The organism is Geoalkalibacter ferrihydriticus DSM 17813, assembly GCF_000820505.1.
GTDB classification, from domain to species: Bacteria; Desulfobacterota; Desulfuromonadia; order Desulfuromonadales; family Geoalkalibacteraceae; genus Geoalkalibacter; species Geoalkalibacter ferrihydriticus.
Window position 1 is genome coordinate 1,371,824 of the sequence record NZ_JWJD01000001.1, and the last position, 22,241, is coordinate 1,394,064.

Annotated in this window: 20 protein-coding genes and 1 riboswitch; of the genes, 12 read left to right on the forward strand and 8 right to left on the reverse strand. The window is 55.2% G+C overall.

What is annotated here, in order from left to right; all coding sequences use genetic code 11:
* Positions 1-9 precede the first annotated feature (9 nt).
* Both GFER_RS06140 and GFER_RS06145 read right to left on the reverse strand, forming a co-directional pair.
* Entirely contained in the window at positions 10-1,446 is a 1,437-nt protein-coding gene (locus GFER_RS06140) for a sigma-54-dependent transcriptional regulator (RefSeq protein ID WP_040096997.1), read from the reverse strand.
* Positions 1,443-2,915 (reverse strand): sensor histidine kinase, encoded by a 1,473-nt coding sequence (locus tag GFER_RS06145; RefSeq protein WP_040096999.1) that lies wholly within the window; start codon positions 2,913-2,915, stop codon positions 1,443-1,445. The genes GFER_RS06140 and GFER_RS06145 overlap by 4 nt, the downstream gene beginning before the upstream one ends.
* A gap of 429 nt (positions 2,916-3,344) precedes the next feature.
* Here GFER_RS06145 and GFER_RS06150 point away from each other — a divergent pair, with 429 nt between their 5' ends.
* Together GFER_RS06150 and GFER_RS06155 are read left to right on the forward strand one after the other, a co-directional pair.
* Positions 3,345-3,749 carry a DUF4168 domain-containing protein gene (locus GFER_RS06150; RefSeq protein ID WP_040097001.1) on the forward strand — a complete coding sequence of 135 codons (405 nt, stop codon included), beginning with the start codon at positions 3,345-3,347 and terminating at the stop codon, positions 3,747-3,749.
* Positions 3,750-3,892: 143 nt separating this feature from the next.
* Positions 3,893-4,771 carry a class I SAM-dependent methyltransferase gene (locus tag GFER_RS06155; protein ID WP_052446019.1) on the forward strand — a complete coding sequence of 293 codons (879 nt, stop codon included), beginning with the start codon at positions 3,893-3,895 and terminating at the stop codon, positions 4,769-4,771.
* 63 nt (positions 4,772-4,834) lie between these two features.
* Here the strand turns inward: GFER_RS06155 and GFER_RS06160 are convergent, their stop codons facing one another.
* From GFER_RS06160 to GFER_RS06175, 4 genes are all read right to left on the reverse strand, one after another.
* Entirely contained in the window at positions 4,835-5,020 is a 186-nt protein-coding gene (locus tag GFER_RS06160; RefSeq protein ID WP_040097004.1) for a DUF362 domain-containing protein, read from the reverse strand.
* Between the two features lie 139 nt (positions 5,021-5,159).
* Positions 5,160-5,708 (reverse strand): c-type cytochrome, encoded by a 549-nt coding sequence (locus tag GFER_RS06165; RefSeq protein ID WP_040097007.1) that lies wholly within the window; start codon positions 5,706-5,708, stop codon positions 5,160-5,162.
* Positions 5,709-5,732: 24 nt separating this feature from the next.
* A complete protein-coding gene (locus tag GFER_RS06170; protein WP_040097589.1) occupies positions 5,733-7,040 on the reverse strand; it encodes a ferredoxin reductase family protein in 1,308 nt (435 codons plus the stop codon).
* Between the two features lie 70 nt (positions 7,041-7,110).
* Positions 7,111-7,347 carry a hypothetical protein gene (locus tag GFER_RS06175; protein WP_040097010.1) on the reverse strand — a complete coding sequence of 79 codons (237 nt, stop codon included), beginning with the start codon at positions 7,345-7,347 and terminating at the stop codon, positions 7,111-7,113.
* 283 nt (positions 7,348-7,630) lie between these two features.
* Here GFER_RS06175 and GFER_RS19095 point away from each other — a divergent pair, with 283 nt between their 5' ends.
* Positions 7,631-7,804, forward strand: a complete 174-nt coding sequence (locus tag GFER_RS19095) for a hypothetical protein (RefSeq protein ID WP_167334944.1) — start codon at positions 7,631-7,633, stop codon at positions 7,802-7,804.
* Between the two features lie 192 nt (positions 7,805-7,996).
* A complete protein-coding gene (locus GFER_RS06180) occupies positions 7,997-9,427 on the forward strand; it encodes a nicotinate phosphoribosyltransferase (RefSeq protein ID WP_040097013.1) in 1,431 nt (476 codons plus the stop codon).
* Here GFER_RS06180 and GFER_RS18595 read toward each other — a convergent pair.
* Positions 9,355-9,600, reverse strand: coding sequence for a hypothetical protein (locus GFER_RS18595; protein WP_139172195.1), 246 nt, complete (start codon positions 9,598-9,600; stop codon positions 9,355-9,357). The genes GFER_RS06180 and GFER_RS18595 overlap by 73 nt on opposite strands.
* Positions 9,601-9,733: 133 nt before the next feature.
* Here GFER_RS18595 and GFER_RS06185 point away from each other — a divergent pair, with 133 nt between their 5' ends.
* Positions 9,734-10,513 (forward strand): ADP-ribosylglycohydrolase family protein, encoded by a 780-nt coding sequence (locus GFER_RS06185; RefSeq protein WP_040097015.1) that lies wholly within the window; start codon positions 9,734-9,736, stop codon positions 10,511-10,513.
* Positions 10,514-10,706: 193 nt separating this feature from the next.
* Here GFER_RS06185 and GFER_RS06190 read toward each other — a convergent pair whose 3' ends face one another.
* Positions 10,707-11,450, reverse strand: a complete 744-nt coding sequence (locus GFER_RS06190) for a PAS domain-containing protein (RefSeq protein ID WP_040097017.1) — start codon at positions 11,448-11,450, stop codon at positions 10,707-10,709.
* A gap of 203 nt (positions 11,451-11,653) precedes the next feature.
* On the opposite strand from GFER_RS06190, the gene GFER_RS17565 reads away from it, so the two are divergent.
* The 7 genes from GFER_RS17565 to GFER_RS06220 form a co-directional block, all read left to right on the forward strand.
* Positions 11,654-12,358 (forward strand): Crp/Fnr family transcriptional regulator, encoded by a 705-nt coding sequence (locus tag GFER_RS17565; RefSeq protein WP_052446023.1) that lies wholly within the window; start codon positions 11,654-11,656, stop codon positions 12,356-12,358.
* Positions 12,359-12,771: 413 nt separating this feature from the next.
* A complete protein-coding gene (locus GFER_RS06200; RefSeq protein ID WP_161807388.1) occupies positions 12,772-13,056 on the forward strand; it encodes a hypothetical protein in 285 nt (94 codons plus the stop codon).
* 330 nt (positions 13,057-13,386) lie between these two features.
* Positions 13,387-13,460, forward strand: a riboswitch (cyclic di-GMP riboswitch).
* A gap of 246 nt (positions 13,461-13,706) precedes the next feature.
* Positions 13,707-20,597: a GLUG motif-containing protein gene (locus GFER_RS17570; RefSeq protein WP_052446026.1), complete on the forward strand. Its 6,891-nt coding sequence runs from the start codon at positions 13,707-13,709 to the stop codon at positions 20,595-20,597.
* Positions 20,506-20,844 carry a GLUG motif-containing protein gene (locus GFER_RS19710; protein ID WP_412171495.1) on the forward strand — a complete coding sequence of 113 codons (339 nt, stop codon included), beginning with the start codon at positions 20,506-20,508 and terminating at the stop codon, positions 20,842-20,844. Before GFER_RS17570 ends, GFER_RS19710 begins: the two co-directional genes overlap by 92 nt.
* Positions 20,753-21,115, forward strand: coding sequence for a GLUG motif-containing protein (locus tag GFER_RS19305; protein ID WP_412171496.1), 363 nt, complete (start codon positions 20,753-20,755; stop codon positions 21,113-21,115). Before GFER_RS19710 ends, GFER_RS19305 begins: the two co-directional genes overlap by 92 nt.
* Positions 21,105-21,707, forward strand: a complete 603-nt coding sequence (locus GFER_RS06215; RefSeq protein WP_040097022.1) for a GLUG motif-containing protein — start codon at positions 21,105-21,107, stop codon at positions 21,705-21,707. The genes GFER_RS19305 and GFER_RS06215 overlap by 11 nt, the downstream gene beginning before the upstream one ends.
* Before the next feature lie 28 nt (positions 21,708-21,735).
* Positions 21,736-22,241: hypothetical protein (locus tag GFER_RS06220; RefSeq protein ID WP_152611419.1), on the forward strand; the 506-nt coding region annotated here is incomplete at its 3' end.

Consider the following 22,241-nt stretch of genomic DNA (forward strand, 5'->3'; position numbering starts at 1 on the left):
TTTTTTTTGTCACAGGTTTTCTGCAGGCTGTCCTGTGCTATCCGTTTCCGCGCACAATTCCAGTCGGCGATAAAGGGTTGCCCGGCTGATGTTGAGTATCTGTGCCGCGCGTCGTTTGTTGCCGCCTAAACGCTCCAGAACAAATGTCACATAGCGGTTTCCCAGGTCATCCAGACTTGGAAGCTGGTCGTCGGGCAGCAGATCCGCCAAGAGAGAGTTTCCACCGCCTTGCGGCAAGCTCCCCTGGTGTTTGCGGATGCGCTCGGGGAGGTGCCCCGGCGCGATTTCGCGGCCGTTGCAGAAGGCGACCGCCCGTTCGATCGCGTTGCGTAATTCGCGCACATTGCCCGGAAAAGGATAGCTGCGCAGCAACTTCAGGGCGTCGTCCGATATGCCCCATACTTCGCGCTCCATTTGTGTGCTCAGGATGTCGACGAAGCGCGCGGCCAGCAGATCGAGATCCTCGCCGCGCTCACGCAGGGGAGGAACATGCAGGCCGAAGGTTTCCAGTCGAAAATAAAGATCCTCGCGGAAACGGCCGCTGCGGACCTGTTCTTCGAGGTTGCGGTTGGTGGCGGCCACAATCCGCACATCGATCTGAGTTTCGCGGTTGGCGCCGACGGGACGCACTTTTCCGTCCTGGAGAATGCGCAGAAGTTTGACCTGTAATTCGATGGGCATCTCGGCGATTTCGTCGAGGAACAGGGTGCCGCCTTCGGCTTCGGCAAACAAACCCTTGCGGGCCTGGCCGGCGCCGGTGAAGGAGCCGGCGGCGTGGCCGAAAAATTCGCTTTCCAGCAACTCGGTGGGGATGCCGGCACAATTGACGGCGATAAAAGGGCCCTGCTTGCGCGGGCTTTCCTGGTGCACGGCGCGGGCGATCAGGTCCTTGCCGACACCGCTTTCGCCGGTGATCAGTACCGGACCGGTTGCCAGAGCTACCTGCTTGAGAGTTGCAAACAGTTGGTTCATTACGCTGCTGCGCCCGATGATGCCGTGAAAATCGCTGCTGCCAAGGACTTCGCGGAAGCGCTGCACATCCATGCGCAGGCGCCGGTTTTCGAGCAGGCGCCGGGTGCAGAGCATCAGGTGGTCGAGGTCGAGAGGCTTGGTGAGAAATTCGTCGGCGCCCTGTTTGAGCGCTTCCACGGCTTGGGATACGGTGCCGAAGGCAGTCATGATGAGAAATGCCGGCGGCGCCGCCAGTTCTCTGATGCGGCTGAGCAGCGCCAGGCCGTCGGCTCCCGGCAAGCGCAGGTCGCTGACCACCAGGTCGGGAGACCAGCGCTCGACTTGTGACCAGGCCGCAGCGGCATCGGCGGCGGTGCGCACACGCAGCCCGGCGTCGCGAAACTCTTCTTCAAGCAGCGCGCGCAGTGCTGCGTCATCCTCCACCACCAGAATTTTTTCTCGTTCGGCTGCCGTTCGTCTTGCGAGCTTTTTCATTTATTTTCTCCGGATTTTTCCAGGATCAAGGTGAACAGCGCTCCGCCCGATTCGGAGCGGCCGATGCTCAGGCGCCCCCCGTGGTCCCGTGCCGCCGCTTGGGCGACCGCCAGTCCCAATCCGGTGCCTTCGCCGACGGGCTTGGTCGTGAAAAAAGGCTCGAAAAGCCGGTTGTGCAGCTCTTCCGGCACACCAGGCCCGTCATCAGCGACCTCAAAGCCTAGAGTCTGGTCATCCGCAAACCAGCGCAGATCGACGCGACCGCCGGGGTCGGTGGCCTGAATCGCGTTGAGCAGCAGGTTCATGAGGACTTGCTCCATACGCACCGTGTCGATCTCTGTGCGCGGTGCTGGCTGCGGGCCTTCAAGCCTGAGGGTAACCTCTTTGGCCGTTGCCTCCTCGCGCACCTGTGCGGCGGCGGATTCGGCAAGGGCATCCAGGGCGGCGGTCCGCAGGCGTAAGGGATTGCTACGGCCGAAGTCGAGGAGTTGCCGCACGATATGCTCCATGCGCTGCACCGCGTCGCGAATCTGACCGAATACCTCGGCGATAGGGGCCGGTAAATCCGGCTTGCGCAGCATGCGCTGAGCTTTTCCGGATACGACGCTCAGGGGCGTACCCAACTCATGGGCGACCCCCGCGGCCAGTTGTCCGATGGCGGCCATTTTTTGAGATTGCAGCAATCTTTGTTCAAGCTCGATCTGGTTCCGGCGGCGCTGTTCCAACTCATTTTCTGAGCGGGCGATGCTGTCGAGCATGGCGTTCATGCCCACCGCCAGGTGGCGCATTTCCCGGGGTCCGCAGGCAACCGCCCGGTGCGAGCGATCGCCTTTTTCGATGCGTGCCATACAGCCCACCAGGGCAGCGAGATTGCGCCCGATAACTCGGTGGTGAGCGTAAATGACAATGCCCACCAGCAGTAGCGCAAGCAGGCTCAGCAGAACCAGAGCCTGTTTGCGTACCCGCTCGATATAATTCTGAAAATCACGGCCTTCGCGGGTGAGTTGCAACAGTCCGGTATTGCGCCCCACCGAGTCGGAAAGGGGTACGAAGTAGGAATAAATCTGTGCGCCGCGCGCGTCCTGATAACCACCCACCCGGTCGCCCTTGGCGGCGAGTTCGGCGAGTTCCACGCTGTGAACCTCGGGTTCGCGGGGGCCGCTGGAAGCGATTTTTCTGCCGCCGGCATCGTACACGTAAACCCCATAGACTCGTCCGATGCGAAAGGCCGAGGCCAGGGTTTGCGCCAGGCCCCCCTCGCGGCCATGCTCAAGGGAATGCTCCAGGGGGCCGCGGATAGCGCGGGCAATGAGTTCAATATCCTCCTGCATGCGTTTTTCAACCTGCTGCTCCAGACGCTCCAAGCTGTAGTAGCCGGTGACGGCCAGCACGATGATCAGTGGCAGAACCAGATACAGCAGCAGTGAGACCCGCAGACTCAATCCCCGCTTGAGTGACCAGATACTCATCCAGATTCCTTTCGTAAAATGTACCGGTTCAGCATGCGTCGCAGGCCGTGGCGGCATCGCTTGCGATGATAACTCGCCTGCGGCTCAAACATTCACTGCGGCACTCAGCCACCACGGGTTGCGGAGCGATGGGGTATTGCAGCTGAATGCTTGCCGAAAAATAAACATGTCTCATATTTGCACAAGCATTTTCCTCCTGTCAACAGGTCCACAGATTTTTGTTTTTTGGAAAAAATCCTTTAGTATCAGCGGCTTGAATGGTTTTTTTGAGTTCAGGGCAAGAGTTGGCAAGGGCTTTGCTGATAGAAGGGGAAACAACTTCGGGATAACCCAGTCATCCTGGTGGAGAAAAAACAGTGCAGAAAAATCACGTCATCTCTGCGTGCAATCTGCCGAACCCCAACCCAGACATGAGGAGGAAGATTCAACATGGAAAACACATTTCGCAAAAGCCGCAAAGTTCTATTCGCCGGTGCCTTGATCGCGTCTCTGGCCCTTGCCGCGACGCCCGCCTTGGCGCAGCCCGGTTACGGCGCCGCACCGGCAGAGCAGGCGACAAGCCAGCAGTTTGACGCGCAGACCCTGGATCAATTTGCCGAAGCCGCCATTGCTTTGAGCGAGATTCAGGAAGAATTCGCCGAGCAGCTCCATGGCGTGCAGGATCAGGAACAAGCCATGGCTATGCAGGAGCAGATCAACGAAAAAATGGTACAATCCGTTCAGGAGCAGGGTCTTGAGGTCCAGACCTATAACGCCATCGCCAATCAGATGAACGCCGACCCGCAACTGCAAGCCCAGGTTCAGCAATTGATCGTCGAAAAAATGGACAATTAAGCACTGCCGGGCATACGATGCGAGAAAAGGCGAGCCGCTGGTGGTTCGCCTTTTCTCGTTGGTGCGTGCTGCGGCGGACGGAAAGTTCAGGTGCAGACGCTGCGGCGTAAGGATTAAACCGTTTTTTCAGGCGGAGGGAAAAGATGCGCAGGCACATTCCGGGAGTTCTGATTCTGTTTTATCTGCTGGGTGTGGTGAGCCTGATATTTATGCCGTCCGCGGTGCGCGCCGAGGCTTCCTGGGATGTCTGGCCGGACGTTCTGTATGTGCCCACGCCCCCTGAGGTGGTGGAGGAGATGCTGCGTCTAGCCGAAGTGGGTCCTGGGGATGTCGTTTACGATCTGGGCAGCGGTGATGGGCGCATCGTCATCGCCGCCGCGCGGGATCGCGGAGCGCGTGGCGTGGGGGTCGAGATTGATCCTCAACTGATTCGTCTGAGTAAGCGTAACGCCGAGCGTGAAGGTGTCGCCGAGCGGGTCAGGTTCATCGAGGAGGATCTGTTTCGCATGGATTTCAGCGCAGCCAGCGTCCTGACGCTCTACCTTTTGCCGGATCTCAATCTGCGCCTGCGTCCTGAGCTTTTCCGGCAGTTGCGACCGGGCACGCGCGTGGTGTCTCATGCCTTTCACATGGAGGACTGGACGCCCGACGAAGAAGCCCGTGTCGGTCGGCACGACATCTACTTCTGGGTCATCCCCGCCAATGTGTCGGGCCGCTGGACCTGGCGCATGCCCGCTGATTCCGAGGATGAACTCTACGAACTGGAACTGGAGCAGAAATTCCAGCAGGTCAGCGGGTTTCTGCGCAACGACGCCGGTCTGCATGCCCTGAACTGGGCCATTGTGCGGGGAGATCATCTGTTGCTGGTGTTCAACGAAGGTCCAGGCGATGCGATGATCCTTGAGGGGCGCCTGGCCGGCGAGACGTTGGAGGGAAGTCTGAGCCGCGCCGGTGCAGAGTCCCTTGCCTGGCGGGCCCTGCGTGAGCCCGGCACGATGAAGCCCCTGGAGACAGGATGGTGAAGCGCCGAATGCAGCGGCCCGCGTGTCGGCGGGCCGCTGGCCGGCAACAAGGTTCAGATTTTCTCAGGCGTTGGTCTCTTCCCATTTGATGGCATCGACAGGGCAGACATCGTCGCAGGCGCCGCAGTCGATGCAGGCATCCTTGTCGATGGTGTACATGGGATCTCCAGGGTGAATGGCTTCAACCGGACATACCGGCTCGCAGGCGCCGCAGGTGGTGCAGTCTTCCATGATGTAGTGCGTTCCCATAATTTTCCTCCTGTTCTGTGATTGCTGATTTCTTCCACTTGTCCCAGACTATAGCGACAATTTTCCCAGATGCAATTTCCCGCGTTTGCCCCCGGCATTTTTTTCTTGTGTGCCGGTGAGCAATCCAGCCGAGCGGACTTCAGTCCGCCTCGGGTGCCATCAATTCCAAGCGCCGGGCATTTATTTGCGCAGGCGACAGCTCCTGTCCTCGCCTTGGGCCGATATCCGCGGGCGCATAGAGTTCGGCGTCTTCGTCGAGCAGCGCTTCGTTGCCGAAATGCGTCAGAACGTGGTTGATCACAGCCGCCATTTCGATGTCATGGATATGGCCCATGGGCGGCATGGGTGCGCCCCAGCGCTCGCCGGTGAGGCCGTAGAGATGCAGATCAACGATATATTCACGGCCGTTGGGGGGCTGAAAAAGTGCGGCGGTATGGCCCAGCGCGGGATACTGATCCCAGCCTGTCCCCTCGGCTCCATGGCAATTGGCGCAATTGCGCAGATAGGCTTTTTTCCCCAGTTGCGACCAGACAAATTCCTGTTCAGAAACGGGTTCGAACCGGGCGAGGACGGTCGCTTCGTCCGTGACGACCAATTGTGCGGAGCGTGCCCAGGCAAACAGCGCCGCCGCGGCAACCAGGAACAGCACAATGATATAGGTGGCAATGAGGGTCAGAAGATGCCGCATGAATAGGTTTTCCCCTTTCCTGGATCAGACCAGGTTGAAGCGTTCAAGATGAATGCATGCCTTGCTGACCCCGCGCTCTAAAAGGGTGTCGTGCACCGCATTCATCATCGGCTCCGGGCCGCAGACGAAGAAGTTACGGTGAATCAGCTCCTTGGGCAGATTTCGTTCAAGAACTTCAGGGGTGATCATGCCCTGTTCCCCTTGCCAGTCATCCGGCGGCTCCTGAAGCACATAAACCAGTTTAAGGTCGAGCTGTTCCTTGAGCTGTTCGAGTTCTTCACGAAAGGCCAGATCCTCCCAGTTCCGATCGGCGTAGAGGAGCACGACCGGACGCGGGTCGTTGCGCTCGGCCATGCTGCGCAGAAAGGACAGCATGGGAGTGATTCCGATGCCCCCCGCGATAAAGACATAGCCGACTGCGGGATAGCGGTCGATGCAGAAAGCGCCGTGCGGACCATCGAGATGGGCCGGTGTGCCGGGCTGTACGTCTTTGATGGTGCTGGTGAAGTCGCCCAGAGCTTTGATGCCGAATTCCAGACGCTTGCGGGAGCCGGCACTTGAACTGAAACTGAAGGGATGCTCTTTGAGGGTGAAGGCGCCACCGAGCTTGAGCCAGGCGAATTGGCCGGGAAGAAATTCCATCCCCGCGTGCCCGTCCGCCTCCAGTATCAGGGTCCAGGTGTCACCGCGCTCCGGGCGGACCTCACTCACCTGCCATGATTGCCTGCTCCGCTGCCACGCAGGCTTGATCAATCGCAGGTAGAGTACTAGCCCGACCATGGCCGTTGTTGCAACCACCCAGATCGCCTGCTTCCACCAGATATTGGTATAGAGGCCGGCGAGAGAGACATGGAGTTGCGCAGAAACAATGGCAAGAACGGCAAACACCAGATGAGAAAAGCGCCAATATTCATAGTTCAACTTTAATTTTTCGCGAAACAGCGATGTGATACCAAGGACCAGGAGGCAAAATACGCTAAACAGCGCGAAGCGGCTCGCCCAATTGCCTGACAGCGGGTTGAGAAGCTTCAGCCGTGAAGGATTGTCGATCATGATGATCAGAGGGTGAAGCAAAATGACGGCCAGCGCGACCAGGGCGAGACGACGGTGAAGTTGCAGAATCACGTCGATGCCGTAAGGAGCGGTAAGCGATTTGAATCGTGCAATCAGCACAAACTGGATGGCAATCTGGGTCATGCCGAAAAAACCCAGGGCGAGGGAGAATTCGAGCCAGAAAGGACGGCCCGAAGGTGTCGGCGCAACCAGCAACAGCCACGTGGGAAGCAGCACCATCGCCAGGAAAAGAGCTATCCAGAAAAAACCGGAGATCATTTTATTCACTTAGGTCGAATCCTTTCACATCTGCGACGCGGGGACTGCACGATTGAAGGTGGTCGTCTTCTTATTCTTCCTTCTCATCTTCTCTCTCTTCTTCGATTGTCTTGCCGATCGCCATCAAAATGAGCGGAGTGTAGGAACTGCCTCTGATCGTCTCAGCCCAATCCGCTAAGGCATCCGGAGTGACATGCTCCTGCACGGGCGTCCAGCGCCAGACAGCGGTCATTACCAGGGCGGCGGCCAATATGCCGACCAGGACCCACCCTTTGCGAGATAAAGTTTTCTTCTTCTCTTGTGACACTTTGAAGCCTCCCGCATTGCGCCTTCGGCGGCATTGACGTTGACCAAGGGGCTGTCTCAGTAGCAACTGTTCAGCATCTGCCGCCGGTCGCGGCAGCATCGCTTGCGGGACAATTCGCAAAACTGGTCATGGAATCCTCGCTAAAAGTTTGGGTATCCCCTTGAGAGTGTTTGGCGAATGGCTTTTCAGCGTACCGAATTAACCGACCTATGCAACTGCTGGATCCTTTTTGCTACAATGAAGGGGATATGGGAAGCGAAGTCATTGTGACAAAGGAGGTTCAGTGGAAATTTTTCTTGCATGGGTACTTTTTGGTGTTGCTGCCGGGGCTCTGGCCAAGGGCAAAAACCGCAACGTCGTTTTATGGGCTATCATTGGGCTGCTGATCGGGCCCTTTGCGCTGCTGATCGTCGGCATGATGAAACCGGGCCCCGGCCCCGACCAGGGTTTTCATTAGCCTTTCTGTGCCTGTTGACCTCAGGGATTAAAGCGTTATTCTTTGCTCTCGCGGGCCCTGCCGCTTGCGGTTGTTATAATGGATTGGGCAGTGACCTGATGCCGCTTCGGAATTCAGGCAGCTTTTGAATGCAGCCGAATTTCCGGACGCATCTAACAACCATTCAGCATAAGCAAGGGAGGCTTTATTCGCATGACACCTTTTCGCTACTCCGCTCTGCTGACCGATTTCTACGAACTGACCATGCTGGCCGGGTATTTTGAGAAAGGCATGCATGAGGATGAGGCTGTTTTCGACCTGTTTTTTCGTAAAAATCCCTTTAAGGGCAGTTATGCGGTGTTCGCCGGTCTCGAAACGGCGCTGCGCTATCTTGAAGAGCTGCGCTTTACCGACGAAGACATCGCTTATCTCGACGCCCTGGGCAAGTTCTCGGCCGATTTCCTCGACTACCTGCGCGACTTTCGCTTCAGGTGCAAGGTTATCGCCCCGCCGGAAGGAACCCTTATTTTCAATCACGAACCCTTGCTGACGGTGGAAGGCAAGCTGGCTGAAGCGCAGCTGGTGGAAACGGCCCTGCTCAACATCGTCAACTATCAGACCCTTATCGCCACCAAGGCGGCGCGCATACAGGGGGCCGCCGGCGATGGCGTGGTGCTTGAATTCGGTCTGCGTCGCGCGCACGGTCCCGACGGTGGTTTGAGTGCGGCGCGCGGCGCATTCATCGGTGGTGTGCGCAGCACCAGCAATGTCTGGGCGGGACAGGTCCTCGGTATTGAAGTGAAGGGCACTCATGCACATAGTTGGGTCATGGCCTTTGCCGATGAGCTGAGTTCGTTTCGCGCCTATGCCGATGTGTTTCCCGACAGCGCGGTACTGCTGGTCGACACCTACGACACACTCAGAAGCGGTGTCCCCAACGCGATTACCGTGGCACAGGAACTACGCGACAAAGGCCATGAACTGCTCGGCATTCGTCTTGACTCTGGAGATTTGGCCTATCTCAGCAAGCAGGCCCGACACATGCTCGACGAGGCGGGATTCCCCGAGGTCAAGATCGTCGCCTCCAATGAACTCGATGAATACGTGATCGATTCCATCCGCAAAGAGGGCGGGCGGATTGATATCTATGGAGTGGGGACCAACCTCGTCACGGCTGCGGGTGAAGGCGGCGGGCATCTCGGCGGGGTGTATAAGCTGGTGCGCCACGCCGGCCGGCCCAAGCTCAAGGTGACAAGCGATGTGGCCAAGGCGACGCTGCCGGATCGCAAGCGGCTGATCCGGGTCGTCGAGCCGGACGGGACCTTTCATCAGGACGTGATGTGCTGCGAAAATGAGAGCCTTAAGCCTGGGGATATGGTTTTCGATCCGACCAATCCGGCGCACCGCAAAAAAATTCCCGAGGGTGTGCAGTGCGAAGATTTGCGCCAGGTGTGGATGGACGATGGGAAAATCAAGAAAGAACTTCCGGCGCTGGACGCCTGCGCCGATCATTGCGCCGCCCAGTTGAAAAGAATGCCCAACGGCTGTCTGCGCTTGTACAATCCCCATATCTATAAGGTCTCCATCAGCCAGGGGCTGAACGCGTTGCGCAGCCGCCTGATGGAAAAATACCTGGAAGACTGATCATTCTTTGGCCCGGCCGGTGAGCCGCCGGCGGGAATCCCCAGTACCAGAGGATCATGTGATTTAAGCGCGGTGAGCATGCCGGCAAGCACCTCCCCGGCATGGGCGCGGTCACGGAAGATCTGACGGCGCTCGCGCAATTCCTTGAGCTCAAACAGGTTCTCCCCTCCCATGCGATTTCCCCCTCGTTCGTATCTGTCGTTTTCTGGCACTGGCCGTTTGATGTGTTAGAAATAAAGCATACCAGTCTGTGTCGGTGTCACCAGCGACAGGCATGGAACACAGACAATCTTCAGGAGATCTTTCATGCTCGGTGCACTGGCGGGAGATATCATCGGTTCGCGCTTTGAACATGCGAACATCAAGCGCAAGGATTTCGCTCTTTTTCACCCCGAATGTACGTTTACCGACGACAGCGTCTTGAGCATCGCCCTGGCTGAGAGTCTTCTCGACCAGCAGGATTTCGCCGGGACCCTGCGCCGTTATTACCAGGATTATCCCCATGCCGGTTACGGCGGCTATTTCCATCGTTGGGCGCAGGATTCCGGCATGGGGCCCTACAACAGTTTCGGCAACGGCTCGGCGATGCGCACCAGTCCGGTGGGATGGTATTACGACGACCTTGAGCAGGCGTTGGCTGCGGCTCAAGACCAGGCCGCAGTGACCCACGATCATCCCGAAGGCATCAAGGGGGCACAGGCGGTGGTTGCCGCCATCCAGTTGGCCCGGCAGGGAAAAAGTAAAAAGGAAATCAAAGCCGACATTCAGTGGCGCTGCGGCTACGACCTGCAACGCCGTCTCGATGACATTCGTCCGAATTATGTTTTTGATGTGACCTGCCAGGGGTCTGTGCCCGAGGCGATCATCGCTTTTCTTGAAGCGCAGAATTTCGAGGATGCGATCCGCAACGCGATCTCTCTCGGCGGGGATTCAGATACCATCGCCTGCATCACCGGCAGCATTGCCGAGGCTTTTTTCGGCGGTGTGCCCTCTGCGATTACACAGGAGGTGTTCAAGCGCCTTGATCCGGCCCTGGCCGAGGTCACACAGCGCTTTTACCGTGAAGTGGTCGAACCGAAACTCTGAAATGAGCTACGTCTGCGCATTTGATGATCTGCGCGACCCTATGGGTCTGATGATGGGGGTGAGCCGTGGGGGGCTGCCTTTGAGGGTTCGTCAAGTGGTGCCGGTGATGACCTGATGCAGGCGTTTACCTGGCGCAGATGCTCAGTGAGGAGGAAGAAGTTACCGGCGAAAAAGTTCTCGAAATCCTGGGAGATCAAGGCCTTTGACCGGAGTTTTCTTCGCACTTGAGATATGCGAGCAGGCGCGCGACAATATGCTCGATCTGAGCCACGCTGGAGAGAACGGCCGATATATGGTCTTGGCATCCTCCATCTGCCTGTGTTTTTCGGCAGTGTTCGGCCAGCATCTGAGCATGCCCTTGAAGAAGAGTTGTCGGTGTTTTCAGCTCGCTTAAAATGGATTTCAGTTGGTCTTCACGCTGTTCCTGCAACTTTTTGAGGAGGGTAATGTCGGTCAGGCTCAGCACAGCGCCTTCCGGCCTGACCTCGCTGACGAAGGTGGGACTCAGGTTGGCCAAAAAGTAGAAAGTTTTCGTGCCCGATTGAAGAGTTACAATTTCACTGGGCCGGCTTTCCTGTTTTTCGATGACCTGGTCAAGAAGGTCCTTGTTGAAGGGTAGAACGAATTTCCCATTGTGATCCAGACGCCACAGGATGGTTTGGGAGAACAGGCTATCCTGGTGTTGTTCGAGGGATGGGCCAAAAATCTCCCGTGCGACCGTATTGTAATTTTTAAGCCGGCCTTCGCAATTAAAAACCAGCACGGCATTGGGCAGCGTAGAGAGCAGACCGCTGAATTTTGTCGGTCTTGAGTCCCTTTCTTCGCCCGCGTCGACATCCTCCGTCGTGTCTTTCAGCGCATCAACCGCTTCACGAATCAGTGACCTCAGATCTTGGGGATCCTTGTTGAAGATAAGGGAATTCTTATCTTGACCCATAATTGGGTGCCCTCCTTCGCGTATTGGTGGCTGTAGTAAAATTTGACATTAAGCAAAAACACTGAACGTAATTCAATGAAAAAAAATAGCATTCTGTTTGCGATCTATGTTAATAGATCAATTTATAAGCACAATGATAAAAATCAATTTTTAAAAAAATAAAATCTCAGAGCATTGAATTTATTTATGGGATTGGAAACACAATGGCCGTCAAAGCATCTGAAGAGAGCATCTGCCGCTTGTCTGAGTGTGAAATTTTTGAAAAAATATTGCCAAGATATGAGCAGGATTTAAAGGAGCTTTTCACTCGGAAAATTGTGGAAAAATCCCAAGCACTCTTTTTGCAGAATGAAAAACCCAATAAAATCCATTTCTTATGTTCTGGGAAAATGAAGCAGTCGCGAACGAATTATTCCGGGAAAAATTCGACAATCAGGATTTTCGGCCCTGTAAATTTTCTGGATATCGCTTCGGTTTTAACCGAAGAAAAATACTCCTTTTCGTGTTATGCGCTCGAAAGATCCTGTGTTCACGCCATTGATAAATCAGATTTTTTGCGGATTTTTGAGTCCGATGCAAATTTCAGCCGCGTGATTTTAAGGCAACTGTGCGCGGACACAATCCGCTTGAAAAATGAATTATCGAATTGTCGCGGGTTGCCCGGTCGTCAGAATCTGGCCTCCTTGTTGATCAGCCTCGCCGAGGATTTCGGCAACAAAAAACGAGCTGGCATCGAACTTGATATTCTCTTGTCGCGGGCTGAAATGGCAGAGATGTGCGGCATGACCACCGAAGCCTTAATCCGGCTTCTGACTGGATTCAAAAAGGAAGGGCTGGTTGAGGCCCTCGATGGCAAGAGACTTGTAATTCGTGACTTTCAGCGACTGCTGGAAATTTCTCGAAGCTGATTTTTCGTCTTTTATTATTGATCTTCGCGCGAACGAAGTTTGCGCAACGGGGTTGCGTTGCTGATTGGGTGGCTGTTTTTAAGCAGATCAATGCTGCCAGTATCCTTCGCTTTGTTGGTTTGAAACTCACGCTTGCCCTCTGTCTAAGTCGGCACGGTTTGAACACCTTCAAAACTTGGAATGAGAAGAAAGGTTGGTTTGTTCGGAGCGCGAATTGCGCGGGCAATGCCTAAAAATTGGGGGGTGTGGTCCCAACAAGCAGCCGCTTCTTATAATGCAAGAAATGGAAAAAGCCATTTAACGAAACAATCTGGCAGTATGACCCGGCGGTTTGCTCTGGAAAAGCTTAGGAAAACCTTTGGAAGGGCGTGGGTTTGCTTATGATGGCGCGTATTTGGGCAAGTAGACGGTTTTTGCTGCTGCTCGTCGGTTTGGTGGTGGCCGTTATGTTCATCGCACCTGAACCGGTTACGGCGAAAAAGGATCGAGATCGTATTCGCTTCTATGGATGGGTCGAGTCCATGCCGCAAGGTTTGCATGGGACATGGATCATTGGGGGGCGTATGGTGACAACCAACCCTCAAACGCAATTTGACCAGGAAGAAGGACCGCTTCGGATCGGCGGTTGCGCCAAAGTTGATATCCGTTCAGGTTTGGTCCGTGAAATTGACAGCGAGCCGGCCTCTGATTGCCGCTGAGCGATTGGTCCTATGGAAGCAGAGGCGGGTTGAGTGTTTGGAGGCCCCTGGCTCTCGTGCGGGCGTCGATAGGTTGAAGTCGAGGATCTTCAGATATGAAAACCAGACTTATAATTAAATTAAAATAATATTGCGTGAAACAGCAATGAAACTTTCAGATGTTAAGTTTTTTAAACTTATCGAAAGTGGTCACAAAATGCAATGAAAGTTGTCTTAGATTTGGCTTTACCTGATTTCATTCGCGGGGGCGGATTAATGCTTCGGCACGGCAAGACAGCCGGAAAAGTTGAAGATTTCGGCGAATAATCGCCGACGAACAAAATATCAACACCTTGTAAAAAGCAAACCTGGAGCAATTCAGGGACGCAAAGCCACGGATCCTTCGGGATGGCCGGGTTGCCAAGGGTGGATGCGAGTTTTCACGCCATCCCTGCTCTCGGGGATGGCTTTTTTGTTGNCAGGGACGCAAAGCCACGGATCCTTCGGGATGGCCGGGTTGCCAAGGGTGGATGCGAGTTTTCACGCCATCCCTGCTCTCGGGGATGGCTTTTTTGTTGAAAGCGAGGCCATTAAAAAAAATCTGTTCTGAAGTTCCGGACAGCTAGAAACCAAGTCGCGATGGGAACCCTTTTGTCTGCCGGAGGTATGTTGTGAATAAAATTTTTCGCCTGATCTGGAGCGACACTCTTGGAAGTTTGGTCGCCGTGGCCGAAATCGTTTCGAGCCGCGGCAGAGGGGCGGGCAAACGCCGCCGGTTGCTCTTGCCGGCCATGGCCTTGGTGCTGAGTGTCTGGATCTTCGCTGGGACGGCGGGCGCAGGCACTTTGCCCACTGGGGGCGACATTGTCGCCGGTTCCGGCTCCATCGCCACCAACGGCAACACCCTGACTGTGACGCAGGATACCCAGCGCATGGCGGCCGACTGGACGTCCTTCTCCATCGGCCAGAACAACACCGTCAACTTCAGTCAGCCTTCCAGCAGCGCCGTGGCCCTCAACCGCGTGACCGGCGGGGATGCCTCGGTCATTCAAGGCGCTCTCAACGCCAACGGCCAGGTGTTTCTGGTCAACCCCAACGGCGTGCTTTTTTCCTCCGGCGCTCAGGTCAATGTGGGCGGCCTGGTCGCTTCGACCCTCGATATCGGCAATGACGACTTCATGGCGGGGAATTATCGCTTTGCTGGAAACTCGTCTAACGCCATCGTGAATCAGGGGAACATCACCGCCCACAATGGCGGCACCATCGCCCTGATCGCCGCGCGCATCGACAACAGCGGCACTCTCACCGCCAACGGCGGCAACGTGCTGATGGGCGCGGGCCGCAAGGTTGCGCTGGATTTGGGTGGTCCGGTCAAGATCGAAGTCGAAGAGGCCGCCATTGACGCCCTCATCGAGCAGGGCGGCGCGATCAGGGCCGATGGCGGCCTGGTGTACCTCACCGCCCGAGCGGCGGGTGAATTGACCAGCACCGTCATCAACCACACCGGCATCACCCAGGCGCGGGCGCTGGCGACGGGGGAAAACGGTGAAATCTATCTGATGGGGGATATGGACAATGGCCGCATCGAGGTCGCCGGCACCCTGGATGCTTCAGCCCCTCATGGCGGCGATGGCGGGTTTATCGAAACCTCTGCGGCGGAGGTTCAGATTAAGGATGGCCTAGAGGTGACCACTGCGGCACCCCTCGGCAAAACCGGGGAATGGCTCATCGATCCCAATGACTACACGATAGCTGCGAGTGGCGGAGATATTACCGGCGAACAGTTATCCACCAACCTTGGGACAACCAACATCACCATTCAAAGTATTGAAGGTGTGAACACCTCAGGCAATGGCGATATTTTTGTCAACGATTCCATCACTTGGGACAGCAACATCCTGACTTTGAACGCCCAGCGCAACATCGAAATCAATCGTGAACTCTTTGGTTCAGGCACTGCTGGGCTGGCGCTGGAATACGGTCAGGGGGCCGTGGCGGCCGGCAACACGGCCGAATACTACGTCAACGCCCCGGTCAACCTGGCCTCCACCGGCAGCTTTTCCACCAAGCTGGGGTCTGACGGCGCGCCTCTCACCTATACCATCATCACCGAGTTGGGGGCTCAGGGTTCGACAACCGGTACCGATCTGCAGGGAATCAACGGCAACCTTTCCGGGCGCTATGTGCTCGGCGCCGATATTGATGCTTCTGCCACTGCTGACTGGAACAGTGGGGCGGGCTTTAGGCCTATAGCTCTCATACATACTGAAAATTTTACGGGAACCTTTGACGGCTTGGGCCATGAAATTACCAGCCTGACCATTGATCGCCCTGACACCAGTTTCGTTGGGCTTTTTGGTCGGGTACGCCCTGGTGGCACCGTAAAAAATGTTGGAATGACAGGTGTGTCTATAACAGGTGCCAACTACGTTGGCGGGCTGATCGCTAGTGCCACTGAAGGTAGCGTGACGAACAGTTATGCCACCGGGGTGGTGACGGGCAACAGCTATGTTGGCGGGCTGATCGCTAGTGCCACTGAAGGTAGCGTGACGAACAGTTATGCCACCGGGGTGGTGACGGGCAACAGCTATGTTGGCGGGCTGATCGGNGTTGGCGGGCTGATCGCTAGTGCCACTGAAGGTAGCGTGACGAACAGTTATGCCACCGGGGTGGTGACGGGCAACAGCTATGTTGGCGGGCTGATCGGTTATGCCAGAGAGGGCAACGCAACTAACAGCTATGCCACCGGGGTGGTGACGGGCAACAGCTATGTTGGCGGGCTGATCGGTTATGCCAGCCAAGGCAGCGTCACCAACAGCTATGCCACCGGAGTGGTGACGGGCACTAGTTTCTACGCTGGCGGGTTAATCGGTCGTGTCTATCAAGGCAGCGTCACCAACAGTTATGCCACCGGGGAGGTGGATGGCCACTGGTACAGTGGCGGGCTGATCGGCAATCTCAATCAAGGCAGCGTCACCAACAGTTATGCCACCGGAGCGGTGACGGGCCGCAATGATTACGTGGGTGGATTGATTGGTACCATTGACGCCGATCCGACCATCGCTAACAGTTACTGGGATACACAAACAAGCGGCATGAATACCAGTGCCGGCGGTGAGGGCAGAACCACGGCGGAAATGCAAAGGCTTTTAACTTTCGAAGCCTGGATGGGAGAAGATTCCCCTTGGACCTTCAGCGCCGGTACCGCTGCAGAAGGTTATGAGGCGGGTTTGCCCTATTTGAGCAATGTGACCCGCGAGGAAGACCGCCCACAATTCCGCATCCTATTTGGCGGGGGTTGGGGTGATAACGAAACCCCCTACTCCATCACCGATTGGAACCAGTTGCAGGACATCAACGTGGTTGTCGGTGATAACTTTAGTTTTAAACTTGTAGAAAATCTTGATACTTCGACTGCAGGCTACGCACTGCAGGTCAAAGTGAGCGAGACCTTGGCAAATGGCGGCAAGGGTTGGGAGCCCATCGGAACAAACAGCCGTCGTTTCATCGGCCACTTTGACGGCAACGGCTACACCATCAGAAATCTAATGATTAATAGACCAACCGAAAACTATGTTGGACTATTTGGTGCTACCGAGAACGCAAATTTGTTGAATCTGGCGTTCCACGATTTTGACGTGACCGGAAATCGCCGTGTCGGAGGGCTCATTGCAAGTGCCGAAAACACGACTATAAACAGGGTGTTTTCTAGCGGCGTGGTGAGTTCGACTGGCACCGACCATTCTATTGTAGGAGGGCTAGCTGGCGAAACACTCGGTGCCACAAGCATTGAAAATACTTGGTTTGGCGGTGATGTCACTGCGATCAGCAGAAATGTTGGTGGTCTCGTTGGATTAATGGCTGGGTCATCGTCCATTCAAAATTCGTATGTTACCGCCAACGTCAGGATTGTTGAACAAAGCAACCATGGCGCCATCGGCGGCTTGGTCGGCAGTGTTGATGCGACAGCAACTGGAAAAATTGAAAACAGCTATGCGACCGGCAGTGTCATCGCTACCAATACAAATACCTCGAATATCATGAATGTAGGTGTTGGTGGCCTGGTGGGGCAAATCAGAGGCAGTGAATCAGGCTTCAGTATTGTCAACAGTTACGCCGTCGGTACGGTTGGTTCGTACAGTGGTAGCACGACAAATGCAGGCGGCTTGGTTGGTGTTAATAACACCACGAATGCTGTAATCAATAGCTTCTGGGATATACACAAAAGCGGCATCACAACCAGCGCTGGTGGTGAAGGAAAAACCACGACGGAAATGCATACGCTCTCCACCTTCAGCGATTGGACTGTAGATGGTTCGCCTTGGACATTCACTGCCGGCGGGAGTTCTGTGGAAGGTTACGAGGTAGTTCTGCCCTATCTGACCGATGTAACCCGTGAAGAAGATCGTGAGTTGAGCGTCTTGTTCGCCGGGGGCTGGGGTGGTTTAACCAGCGGCGATAGTGATGGAACCCCCTACACCATCACTGATTGGAACCAGTTGCAGAATATCAATGCAGTTGTCGGTGGGAACTTTAGTTTTCAATTGTCGAACAGTCTGGATGCCGAGACGACCGGCTATGCCCAAAAGGTCAAAGATGGAGAAGTCTTAGCCAACAACGGCGCCGGTTGGAAGCCCATTGGTTCCGTAGGGCTTTCCGATTCCCCGTTTGTTGGAATCTTTGATGGGGGCGGCCACACTATCAGCAATTTGACCATCAACAGACCGCAAGATGACTACATTGGGCTTTTTGGTGCAACCCAGAATGCCGCCATCAGCAACCTGATACTATCCGATGTGGATATCCGTGGGGACGCTCTAGTTGGTTCTGTTGTGGGAGAGGCTAGAAATACACACCTGGAAAATATCGCTGTGACAAGTGGTATGGTGACAGGCTTCTTAAATGTTGGCGGGCTTGCCGGCTGGTTTGAGGAGGCAACAATAAGTAAAAGCTATGCGATGGGAGATGTCACTGGTGAAGCGCGCGTAGGTGGCTTGGCAGGAAACCTTGCGAATGGCGAGATCAGTGAAAGCTACGCTACGGGCAATGTTACGGGGAACGAGCTTGTAGGTGGACTAATTGGAACGGCTATCAACGCATCAACGGTGGAGCAGAGCTACTATAGCACAGGCACTGTAGCGGGCAACTTTTCTGTCGGAGGATTAGTCGGTGAAGCAGTGTCGACAACGATTACAGACTCATATGCTCATGGCTCTATTATTTCGGCCGACAAGGGGGGACAGGAATTCCCTGATGAAGCCATTGGCGGACTCGTCGGAAAGCTACTTGAATCATCTGTATCAAATTCTTACGCAGTAGGACAGATTTCACCTTCGGGTGATGCACAAGATGTCGGGGGATTGATCGGTCATGCAGTTGATAGTGACGTCATTGACAGTTTCTGGGATGCACAGTTAAGTGGCGTATATACCAGCGCCGGCGGTGAGGGCAAAACCACGACGGAAATGCATGCGCTCTCGACCTTCAGCGCCTGGAATGGAGAAGGCAGCCCCTGGACATTGACTGCCGGCGCAAGTGCGGTGGCGGGTTACGAGGTGGTTCTGCCCTATTTAGCCCATGTGACCCGTGACGAAGATCGTGAGTTGAGTGTCTTGTTCGCCGGTGGTTGGGGTAATGGCGAAACCCCCTATGCCATCACTAATTGGAATCAATTGCAGAATATCAACGCAGTTGTCGGTGAGGACTTTAGTTTTAAACTGTCAAACAATCTCGATGTCTCGATCACAGGCTATGCACAGCAGGTCGGAGAAGAAGATACGCTGGCCAATGACGGCAAGGGTTGGATGCCAATCGGTGCCAACGCAACCCGCTTTACCGGCACATTCGATGGGGGTGGCCACACCATCAATAATCTCATTATCAATATGGCAGAGGCAGATGATGTCGGCCTGTTCGGTGTTTCCGACAATGCAAGCTTACGGAACCTGACGCTCTACAATGCTGAAGTAACCGGGAAGGATTATGTCGGCGGCCTGGTTGGGCGGGCTACTGACACTTCCATTGAGAACATCCACATTGTTGGGGGTCGGGTCGGGGCCCTTCGATACGTCGGCGGCGTGGTTGGTCAAATTTTGACGGTTGGAGATGGTGTTTCAGCAATCAATACATCTTCGTCCAGCGCTTCCGTAATTTCAACAGGCAGTGGTGAATTTAGTGATGCCGGGGGACTCGCCGGTAATCTGCGCGGCAATACAACCCTTGGAAACTCCTGGGCCAGTGGGGATGTCACTGCGGGTTTTAGAAATGTGGGAGGTCTGGTCGGATTCCTTTACGGCGCAGCGGTCATTGAAAATTCCTATGCAACCGGCGATGTCAAAATGGTTGAACAAAGTAGCCATGGCGCCATCGGGGGCCTGGTCGGCAGCGTTGCTACGGATGCAACAGGAAAAATTAAAAACAGCTATGCGACCGGTAATGTCATTGCACCCAATTCATCATCTTCAGGAGTAAACCAAGGTGTCGGTGGGTTGGTTGGACAGATCAGAGATAGCGGAACCGGTTTCAGTATCATCAACAGCTATGCCATCGGCACGGTTGGATCGTACAGTGGCAGCACGACCAATGTGGGTGGATTGGTCGGAGTTAATAAAGCCAATCCAACCATCGCCAACAGTTTCTGGGATACGCAAACAAGCGGCATAACAACCAGCGCCGGTGGCGAAGGCAAAACCACGACACAAATGCATACGCTCTCAACCTTCAGCAATTGGAATGTAGATGGTTCGCCTTGGACATTGACTGCCGGTGGGAGCGCTGTGGAAGGTTACGAGGTGGTTCTGCCCTATTTAACCAATGTAACCCGTGAAGAAGATCGCGTGTTGAGCGTTTTGTTCGACGGTGGTTGGGGCGGCTTGACCAACGGCGATGCTGATGGAACTCCCTACACCATCACCGACTGGGATCAGTTGCAGAATATCAACGCGGTTGTCGATCAAGGCTTTGATTTTGTTCTTCAAAACGATCTGGATGCCGACACCGTTGGCTACACCCAACAAGTCAAAGAAAATGAGTTGTTGGCCAATGACGGCAAGGGTTGGGCACCCATCGGTTCCTGGTCAAATCCAGCGGCATATACCGGAACTTTCGACGGAAATAATAAAACGATTTCCGGTTTGATTATCAACCGCCCGAATGAAGAGGACGTAGGGCTTTTTGGCACAGCGGTGGATGCCACAATCGGCAACCTGACGTTGTCCGACGTTGATATTCTTGGGGGCGACGCCGTTGGTTCTGTTGTGGGAATGGCCGGCAATACGCATCTGGAAAATATCACGGTAACCGGTGGCGCAGTGGCAGGTACTTACGACGTTGGAGGGCTCGTCGGTGTGATGACGGAGAGCCTGCGGACGATTGTCGATAGTCATGCCAACGTCAGTGTTTCAGGAAATGCTGTTGTCGGTGGGTTGGTCGGTTCCTTGTACGGCTCCTCCATCATCAATAGTTCCGCAAGTGGCTCGGNGTCATGCCAACGTCAGTGTTTCAGGAAATGCTGTTGTCGGTGGGTTGGTCGGTTCCTTGTACGGCTCCTCCATCATCAATAGTTCCGCAAGTGGCTCGGTCAATGGGACATCGGGTGGGCCTCGTGGGCTTGGCGGCCTTGTCGGGGGAGCTAGCAGCGGCGCTCAAATCATCGGCTCTCATGCCACCGGCGATGTGGAATCAGGTGCTGGAGAAGAAGCCGACAGTAGAAATTTCGGTGGCCTGGTGGGACTCGCCGACGACAACGTGCATATCGAAAACTCCTACGCAACCGGAAANATCAGGTGCTGGAGAAGAAGCCGACAGTAGAAATTTCGGTGGCCTGGTGGGACTCGCCGACGACAACGTGCATATCGAAAACTCCTACGCAACCGGAAATGTCGTGGGTGGACGTTACGTCGGCGGCCTGGTCGGTTGGATGGGTGCGTCGCTCAAAACAATACAGAGAAGCTATGCCACGGGCGATGTCATGGGCACTGAGGGCGTTGGTGGGCTTGTGGGCTTCCTTGATTCTTCCACCATCAGCGAAAGNCAAAACAATACAGAGAAGCTATGCCACGGGCGATGTCATGGGCACTGAGGGCGTTGGTGGGCTTGTGGGCTTCCTTGATTCTTCCACCATCAGCGAAAGTTACGCCACAGGTGATGTCACCGGTATTATAAGCGTAGGCGGGCTGGCGGGGCTCCTTGTTGATTCTGTTGTCAATGAAAGCTACGCTGCGGGCAATGTTACTGGCAACCTGCTCGTCGGTGGTCTTGCTGGAGAAGTTGGATCATCAACGGTGGAGCAGAGCTTTTATAGCCCAGGTACTGTTGCAGGCAACTTTTATGTCGGTGGTTTGGTCGGTGGTGCAGTGGGATCAACCATTGACAACTCCTATGCTCAAGCAACGATTATAGAGGCTGATAGGGAGGGGATGCTGATTCCTGATGAAGTCGGTTTTGATGCTGACTTTGCTATTGGTGGACTCGTGGGTATTTTGCTTGATTCAACTGTATCAAATTCCTACGCAGCTGGGCAAATTTCCCATGCCGACGATGCTCAGGATGTTGGGGGATTGATCGGGCTTAACGCGGTGTTTGGGGAGGACTACCAATTTGTGCCCCGTCCAACCAACGACNATTTCCCATGCCGACGATGCTCAGGATGTTGGGGGATTGATCGGGCTTAACGCGGTGTTTGGGGAGGACTACCAATTTGTGCCCCGTCCAACCAACGACAACATCACCAACAGTTTCTGGGATACACAGGTAAGTGGACTAACCACCAGCGCCGGCGGCGAAGGCAAAACCACCGCCGAGATGCAGATTCTCTCCACGTTCAATCAAGCGGGTTGGAACATCGAGCGTGATGCCGACCTGGACAATATTTTCCCCTTCCTCTCCTTTACCGACGACGGCAACGGCGGCTACACCGCAACCTGGGTGGTGGGCAAGTATCTGCTCAATTTTGCCTTGAGTGACGTGGGTGCCGACGGCAGCATTATTTACGATGGCCAGGCCTGGTTGCTGGGAGACTACTGGGCGATCTCCGAGGATATCTTCGGGGCGGCCGGCGCAGGTTTTGAGCTGGGCGATGACTTTATCTTTGTGCGCAACAATGAATCCGTCTCCGGGTTTACCAATGCCGGCAGTTATGAGGGCATAAGCGTAACTTTGCTCAACGAAGACTACCGTATTGCCAGTCCGGGCAATACGCAAGGCAG